The sequence below is a fragment of the Streptomyces sp. NPDC050743 genome (assembly GCF_044456925.1).
Classification (GTDB): Bacteria; Actinomycetota; Actinomycetes; order Streptomycetales; family Streptomycetaceae; genus Streptomyces.
This window is the reverse complement of the sequence record NZ_JBITGJ010000087.1, coordinates 25,554-33,165: the sequence shown is the minus strand read 5'-3', so window position 1 is coordinate 33,165 and position 7,612 is coordinate 25,554. Positions and strand designations below refer to the sequence as shown.

5 protein-coding genes are annotated in these 7,612 nt (G+C 71.4%); all 5 read left to right on the top strand.

Annotation, left to right across the window (positions count from 1 at the left end; genetic code table 11):
• The first annotated feature begins 132 nt into the window (after positions 1-132).
• Positions 133-2,265 (top strand): glycoside hydrolase family 27 protein, encoded by a 2,133-nt coding sequence (locus ACIBJF_RS42295; RefSeq protein ID WP_399182268.1) that lies wholly within the window; start codon positions 133-135, stop codon positions 2,263-2,265.
• A gap of 115 nt (positions 2,266-2,380) precedes the next feature.
• Positions 2,381-3,670 carry an ABC transporter substrate-binding protein gene (locus tag ACIBJF_RS42290; RefSeq protein ID WP_399182266.1) on the top strand — a complete coding sequence of 430 codons (1,290 nt, stop codon included), beginning with the start codon at positions 2,381-2,383 and terminating at the stop codon, positions 3,668-3,670.
• A complete protein-coding gene (locus ACIBJF_RS42285; RefSeq protein ID WP_399182264.1) occupies positions 3,670-4,605 on the top strand; it encodes a carbohydrate ABC transporter permease in 936 nt (311 codons plus the stop codon). The genes ACIBJF_RS42290 and ACIBJF_RS42285 overlap by 1 nt, the downstream gene beginning before the upstream one ends.
• The gene (locus ACIBJF_RS42280; protein ID WP_399182262.1) at positions 4,605-5,489 is read left to right on the top strand and encodes a carbohydrate ABC transporter permease; all 885 of its coding nucleotides are present in this window, start codon (positions 4,605-4,607) and stop codon (positions 5,487-5,489) included. The genes ACIBJF_RS42285 and ACIBJF_RS42280 overlap by 1 nt, the downstream gene beginning before the upstream one ends.
• Complete coding sequence (locus ACIBJF_RS42275) at positions 5,486-7,585, top strand: alpha-galactosidase (protein ID WP_399182260.1); 2,100 nt, start codon at positions 5,486-5,488, stop codon at positions 7,583-7,585. Before ACIBJF_RS42280 ends, ACIBJF_RS42275 begins: the two co-directional genes overlap by 4 nt.
• Positions 7,586-7,612 lie beyond the last annotated feature (27 nt).

The following is a 7,612-nucleotide window of genomic DNA, read 5'->3' as shown; positions in this document are numbered from 1 at the left end:
TGGAACCCGGACGGTGTCGAGGGCGTAAGACCACCCGAGCCGCCGGCTCCGGTGGCGGCCTGAGCCGTAAATCCCCGCTCAGCCCTGGAGGGTGACCAATCCCCTCCCTTTCAGGGAGGGGAGCCTTCAAGCTTGCCCGTACGTGCATCCCGGCGCACCCGGACCACCCGTCTGGCGCTGGCTGCCGCGATCACGGTCGTGCTGACCGCCTCCGCGGTGCCCGCGGCCACCGCGGCCGACACCGTGGACCAAGGGGCGCCCACCTACTACGACAGCGGTCTCGCCCCCACGCCCTACATGGGATGGAACACGTACTACGGACTCGGTGCGCCCACCGAGAAGGAGGTGCGTGCGGTCGCCGACAAGCTGGTGAGCAGCGGACTGCGCGACAGCGGCTACGACATCGTCTGGCTCGACGGCGGCTGGCAGGCCGACAACCCCCGCGATGCGCAGGGGCGGTTGGTGGCCAACCCCGACCGGTTCCTGTCCGGCATCCCGGCTCTCGTGTCCTATCTGCACAAGCGCGGGCTGCGAGCCGGTATCTACACCGACGCCGGTACCTACGACGGAGGCAAGAGCTGCGGACTCGGCAGCCGCGGCCACTACGCCGAGGACGCGCGGCAGTTCGCCGGCTGGAAGATCGACGCGATCAAGGTCGACTTCCTGTGCGGCATCGGTGCGAAACTCGATCCAGGGCCGGCGTTCAAGGAGTTCAGCGACGCGGTCGCCGAGTCCGGCCGCAAGATGCTGCTGAACCTGTGCAACCCGCTCACCGACGACTGGGGCCTGCCGCACACGTCCGAGCAGGACGCGCACAACACCTACGCCTACGCGCCGACGATCGCGGACTCCTGGCGCACCGGCACGGACATCGCCTGGGGCACCCCCAGCCCGGGGGAGTGGCCCAACATCCTGCGCAACATGGACGCCAACGCCTGGCACCCCGAGGCGCAGGGACCGGGCCACTACAACGACCCCGACTACCTCATCCCGATGCGCCGCATGACCGACGGCTCCCTGGAACTGACGCAGGAGGAGTCCACCACCCAGTTCGTGATGTGGGCCGAGATGGCCTCCCCGCTCGTCCTGGGTTCCGACCCGCGCACCCTGTCTCCGTCGATGATCGCCACGCTGCGCAACCCGGAGATCATCGCCGTCGACCAGGACCCGCTCGGGATCCAGGGGGTCCGCGTTGCCGCGGACGCCGGCGGTGATGTCTACAGCAAGGTGCTCGTGGGCCACGGCCGGCGCGCGGTCGTCCTGCTCAACCGCTCGGACCAGCCGGCCGAGCGCACCGTGAACTTCGCCGACGTCGCCCTCGGCGGGCCCGTCCAGGTGCGGGACCTGCGGGCACGCGCCGACCGCGGCACGCACACCGGTTCGTACACCGTCGAGGTCCCCGCCCACGGCACCGCCTTCCTCGGGCTGACCGGGCAGGACGCGCCGCCCGGCACGAGCCTGGGGGAGAAGGCATCGGCGAGCCCGGCCGTGGTGCGTGACGGCGACACGCTCACCACCTTCTTCCGCGGGCCGGGCGGGACTCTCGTCCAGCACACGGAGAGCGGCACGGATCCGGCGCGCAGCAGGGACCTCGCCGGACCCGTGGGGGGACGGATCCTCGGCCAGCCCGCGGCCTACGCCTCCGCCGGCGGCCGTATCGACGTCTTCGTCCGCGGAATCGACGACCACGCCTACCGGAGGGTCTTCTCGGGCGGGCGCTGGAGTGCCTGGCAGGACCTCGGCGGGAGGTTGACCGACGCGCCGACCGTGGCCTTCACCGACCCCGGGCACTGGACGCTCGTCGCCCGCGACGCCGACGGGCGCGTCGTGCAGCGCGGGCCGTCGTCCACCTGGTCGTCGCTCGGCACGCCCGGCGACCGGCCGGTGTACGGCAGGCCGTCCGCGGTCGTCGACGCCGCCGGGCGTGTCCATGTCGCCGTGCGCACCGCCGCGGACGACGTGTGGACCATCGCGCGGGACGTCTCGGGGCAGTGGTCGGGCTGGACTTCGCTCGGCGGCACGGTGAGCGGCAGCGCGACGCTCGTCGCCGTGGGGGACGCCGTGGTGTTGTACGCGCGGGCCGCCGACTACACCCTGTGGCAGCAGCGGTACGACGGCGGCGCGTGGCAGGGCTGGACCAAGCGGCAGGAGTTCCCCAGCGCGGCGTTCGACGGCGCGCTGGGAGCGGTCGCCGGCCCGGACGGCTCGGTCGACGCGGTGTACCGCGGCGTCGACGGCTACGTTCACAGAACCCAGTTCAAATAAATTAGTAATTAATATTGACGTGGCGAGATCGCCACGCGACTCTGGATCCGCCGCGAGCGGGGCCCCGGCCGTCAGGATGGCCGGCCCCGCCGCCCGGAGCCGCAGGGAGCCCTCCATGACGAACCACCTGCCCGATCGCCGCAGCTTCCTCGCCGGACTCGGAGCCGTCGGGGCGACGGCACTGCTCAGCAGCTGTGTCACCTCGACCTCCTCCGCGAAGTCCTCCTCCAAGGGCCCGGTGACCCTCCAGTCCAGCCTGTCCGCACCGCAGGCCAAGGCCGCGATGGAGGACCTCGTCGCCGCCTACGGCAAGAGCGGAAAGGGACACGCCACCCTCAACACGGTGGCCACGGAGACCTTCCGCACCCAGCTGCCGACCTACCTGACCTCCGCCAACCCGCCGGACGTGTACACCTGGTACCCCGGCTCCGTGTCGAACGCCTACGCCAAGAAGGACCTGCTCCTCGACCTCGACGAGGTCTGGAACTCGTCGCCCGACCTCAAGCGGTACTCCAAGGCGCTGAACAGCCTGTGCACCGCGAGCTCCGGCAAGAAGATCTTCGTGCCCGCCAACTACTACTGGTGGGGCATGTTCTACCGGAAGTCGAAGTTCGCCGAGTGGGGCGTGAGCGAGCCCACCGACTGGGACGGCTTCCTCGACCTGTGCGACAAGCTGAAGGCCAAGGGGGTGGCACCGATCGGGCTCGGCGCGGGCGGGGGCACCCCGTGGGTGGCCTCGGCCTGGTTCGACTACCTCGACATCCGCATCAACGGCGCCGCCTACCACCGCGAACTCCTCGCCGGCAAGCACCGCTTCGACGACCCCGAGGTGCGCAAGGTCTTCGACCGCTGGCGGGAGGTGCTGCCGTACTTCGACCCGAACGGCACCGCCCTGGCCTTCCAGGACGCCACGACCGCCCTGCTCAACGGCCGCACCGGCATGATGCTCATCGGTACCTTCTTCGCCGACGCCGCCCCCAAGAGCGCCCTCGAGGACATCGACTTCTTCCGCTTCCCCGTCATCGATCCCAAGGTCCCCCTCGCCGAAGAGGCCCCGACCGACGGCTACTTCGCCAGCGCCCGCACCGGACACCGCGACCAGGTCTTCGACCTGATGCGCTACCTCGCCACCGCCGAGGCCCAGGAGATCTACATCAAGGGCTCGTCCGGGACCGTCCTGCCCTGCAACCCCGACGCGAAGGACGCCGGCACGGCACTGGTGAAGAAGGGCCGGAGGCACATCGAGCAGGCGGCCGAGATCACCCAGTTCTTCAACCGCGACTCCAGCGACGCCCTCCAGCCCACCGCCGACACCGCGCTGACGAAGTTCATCGCCAAGCCGAAGGACGTCGGCAGCATCCTCACCGACTGGCAGCGCGACGCCGAGAAGATCTGGAACGCCTGATGGCCGTCCTGACCGCACCGCACCGCAAGTCCCCGGTCCCCGCGCCGCCGCGAGGCGGCCGGGGCCGGGGCCCCCGGCGCACACCTCCCCTGGTCCTCGCCTTCGTCCTCGTCCCCCTGCTCGCCGAAGCCCTGTGGGTCTTCTGGCCCGCGCTTCAGGGCTTCTACCTCGCCCTGACCAGCTGGGACGGGGTCTCGGCGCCGAAGTTCGTGGGGCTGGGCAACTTCCGCGAGATGGCGGGCGACGACGTCTTCCGCAGCGCGGTCGGCCACACCGTCCTGTGGCTGCTGCTCTTCGGCGGCCTGTCCGCCCTGCTGGGTCTGGCCGCCGCGCTCCTGCTCCAGCAGGAGCGCCGGGGCGTCGGCTTCTACCGCGCGGCCCTGTTCCTGCCCGTCGTCTTCTCCCTCGTCGCCACGGCCCTGGTCTGGCAGGCCATCTACCAGCCCGACGGCGTGCTCAACCGGCTCCTGGAGTCGGTCGGTCTGGACAGCCTGCGCCATGCCTGGCTGGCCGACCAGGACACCGCCCTGTACGCGGTGATCGTCCCCGCGCTGTGGCGGCAGATCGGCTACGTGATGGTCCTCTACCTCGCGGGCCTGAAAGGCATCGACCCCGCGCTGTACGAGGCGGCAAAGGTCGACGGCGCCGGCGCCTGGCAGCACTTCCGCCATGTGACGCTGCCCCAGCTGCGCGGCGTCAACGCCGTCGTGCTGTCCGTCATCATCATCGACTCGCTGCGCTCCTTCGACGTGGTCTGGTCGCTCACCCGCGGCGGCCCCTACCACTCCTCCGAACTACTGAGCACCTACATGTACTCCACCGCCTTCCAGTCCCTGCGCCTGGGATACGGCTCCGCCCTGGCCGTCGTCATCTTCCTGCTGGCCTTCGGAGTCATCGCCTCCTACCTGGTCCGGGCCTTCCGGGAGGCCGACTGATGTCCGCCGCACACCCGCACACGTCCGCCACCCGGCCCCGTCCCTCCGCCCGCGCACTGCGGCGCCGGCGGGCCGCCACCGCCGGCTTCCACCTCGGCGCCGGAGCCCTGGCCGTCCTGTGGCTGCTGCCCATCCTCCTGGTCCTGGTGACCAGCCTGCGGTCCTTCAACGACATCGCCGCCCACGGCCTGGGCAGCGTGCCCCGCTCCTTCACCCTGGACAACTTCCGGCAGGCCTGGGTCGACGGCGGCCAGCAACGCGCCCTGATCAACAGCCTGATCGTCACCGTCCCCTGCGTCCTGCTGACGCTCGCGCTGGCGGCCATGGCGGCGTTCGCCCTCAGCCGCTACCAGATGCCGCTGCGCCGCTTCCTGCTGCTGCTCATGCTCGGCGGCAATCTGCTGCCCCCGCAGATCCTGCTCATCCCGGTGTCCAAGCTGAGCGAGATGATGGGCGTCTACGACACCCTGCCCGCCCTGATCGGTGTGCAGATCGGCTTCGGCGTCGGCTTCTACGTCTTCGTCCTGCACGGCTTCATGCGCGCGATCCCCGCCGAGATCCAGCAGGCGGCGGTCGTGGACGGCGCCGGGCCCTGGCAGATCTTCTGGCGCATCATCCTCCCGCTCACCCGGCCCGCGCTCGCCGCGCTCAGCGCGCTGTCCTTCACCTGGATCTTCAACGACCTGCTGTGGGCGATCACCGTGCTGCGCAGCGACAGCAACATGCCGATCACCGCCGCCCTCATCGGACTTCAGGGACAGTACGTGTCCATGTGGAACGTGATCGCCGCCGGATCCGTCATCGCCGCCGCCCCCACCGTGGCCGTCTTCCTCCGCTTCCAGCGCCACTTCGTGGCCGGCCTGAACCTCGGAGCCGTGAAGTGACGCCGCACCAGCGCTGGACCCTGCGCACCGACCACACCGGCTACACCGTCCGGCTCTCCACGGACGGCCCCTGGGCCGAACTCGAGTCCTGGGGACCGCTCGGCGTGGAGCACGGACCGTCGGCGCTGGAGTGGTCCCACCGCACCCACTTCATCACCCCGGCCGACGCGGCCCCCACGGAATACCTGCCCCACGGGCTGCGCCCCTTCACCGGCGCCGACCTCGTCGCCGCACGCCCCGGCTCCGAACGCGGCGTGTGGTGGACCTTCGAGGGAGCACAGCAGACGACCGGCACGCTCCGGCTCACCTTCACCGACGACGTCCTCGGCCTGCGCACCACCCTGTGCTACGCCACCGTGCCGGGCACCGACGTCCTGCACCGGTGGACCGAACTGACCTGCACGGGCGAGGAGGAACTGCGCCTGGAGCGGCTGGACTCGGCCGCCGTGAACATCCCGGTCACCACCGCGGCCCGGCTGACCTACCTGACCGGCCAGTGGTCCCAGGAGTTCCAGCGCACCCAACTCGACCTGGCCCGGGGCTCGTTCACCATGGGCAGCACCCAGGGCGTGCCCGGCCACGCCTACGCGCCCTGGCTCGCCGTCCAGGACGCGACGGCACCCCACGACGCCCCCGCCCCCACCTACGGCATCGCCCTGGAGTGGCCGGGCAACTGGCACATCACCGCGCAGGCCGAGCCCGGGGGAGCGGTCCGTGTCCGCGCCGGACGCGTACCGCACGAAGGCGTGCTGCACCTGGCTCCCGGCGACACCCTGACCACCCCGCGCCTGGCCTGCGCCTTCAGCCCGGACGGGCTCGACGGACTGTCCCGCGTGTGGCACCGCTACGAGCGCCGGCTCGCCGGCGAGCGCCTGCACCGCCCCCGCAAGGTCCTCTACAACTCCTGGGAGGCCACCGGCTTCGACGTCGACGCCGCGAGCCAGCTGGAACTGGCCAAGGCGGCGGCCGACCTCGGCGCCGAGCTGTTCGTCGTGGACGACGGATGGTTCACCGGCCGCACCGACGACACCGGGGGACTGGGCGACTGGTACCCCGACCCGGCCGCCTTCCCCGAGGGCTTCGACCGGTTCGTCGACGACATCCGCGCCCTCGGGCTGAACTTCGGGCTCTGGATCGAACCCGAGGCCGTCAGCCCCGGCAGCCGCCTGCACGCCGAGCACCCGGAGTGGGTCTACCGGATCGACGGCCGTCCGTCCCGCCGCATCCGCAACCAGCTCCTGCTGGACCTCGGCCGCACCGACGTGCAGGACTTCGTCCTCGCCACCCTCGACCGGCTGCTGACCGGCCACGACATCGGCTACCTGAAGTGGGACATGAACCGCCCGCCGACCGAGCGCGGCCGCCCGGGAGCCGGCCCCGCGGACCGCCTGGACCTCGACGCCGAGCACGTCCACGGCTACCTCCGCGTCCTGGACCATCTGCGCACCGCACACCCCCACGTCACCATCGAGGGCTGCGCGGGCGGCGGCGGCCGCGTCGACCACACGACCCTCGCGCGTACCGACGTCGTCTGGCCGAGCGACAACACCGCACCCCTGGACCGCCTCGCCGTCCAGCACGGCTTCCTGCACGCCCACGCGCCGCACGTGATGAGCTCGTGGGTCACCGACGCGCCCGGCGTGTTCGACCCCCGCCCGCGCAGCCTCGCCTTCCGCTTCGTCACCGCGATGTGCGGGGTCCTCGGCATCGGCGCCGACCTGCGCGCCTGGACACCCGAGCAGCACGCCGAGGCAGCCAGCTGGATCACCCGGTACAAGGAGGTGCGGGACGTCGTCCACCACGGCGAGGCCCGCCTGCTCGGCACCCCGCGGGACGCCACCTGCGGAGTCCAGTACGACGACCCGGACGGGCGCCGTACCGTCGTGGCCGCCTTCAGCACCGGACGCCTCGACGGCGCCCCGCTCATACCCGGCCGCCCCGCCCGGCTGCGGCTGCGCGGCCTCGAACCCACCGCCGCCTACCGCGACACCGCCACCGCCACCATGTACAGCGGCGCCCATCTGCTGCACTACGGGGTGCCCTTCGCGTGGACCGCCCACCATGATGCGGAACTGGTGGTGCTGACCCGCCAGTAGCCCGACGCACGCATCGCCGCACCTCAG

What these genes read in the sequence shown, in the direction of transcription:
- ACIBJF_RS42290 (WP_399182266.1), top strand. Translation starts at nt 2,381, where the DNA reads ATGACGAACCACCTGCCCGATCGCCGCAGCTTCCTCGCCGGACTCGGA.
- ACIBJF_RS42285 (WP_399182264.1), top strand. Translation starts at nt 3,670, where the DNA reads ATGGCCGTCCTGACCGCACCGCACCGCAAGTCCCCGGTCCCCGCGCCG.
- ACIBJF_RS42280 (WP_399182262.1), top strand. Translation starts at nt 4,605, where the DNA reads ATGTCCGCCGCACACCCGCACACGTCCGCCACCCGGCCCCGTCCCTCC.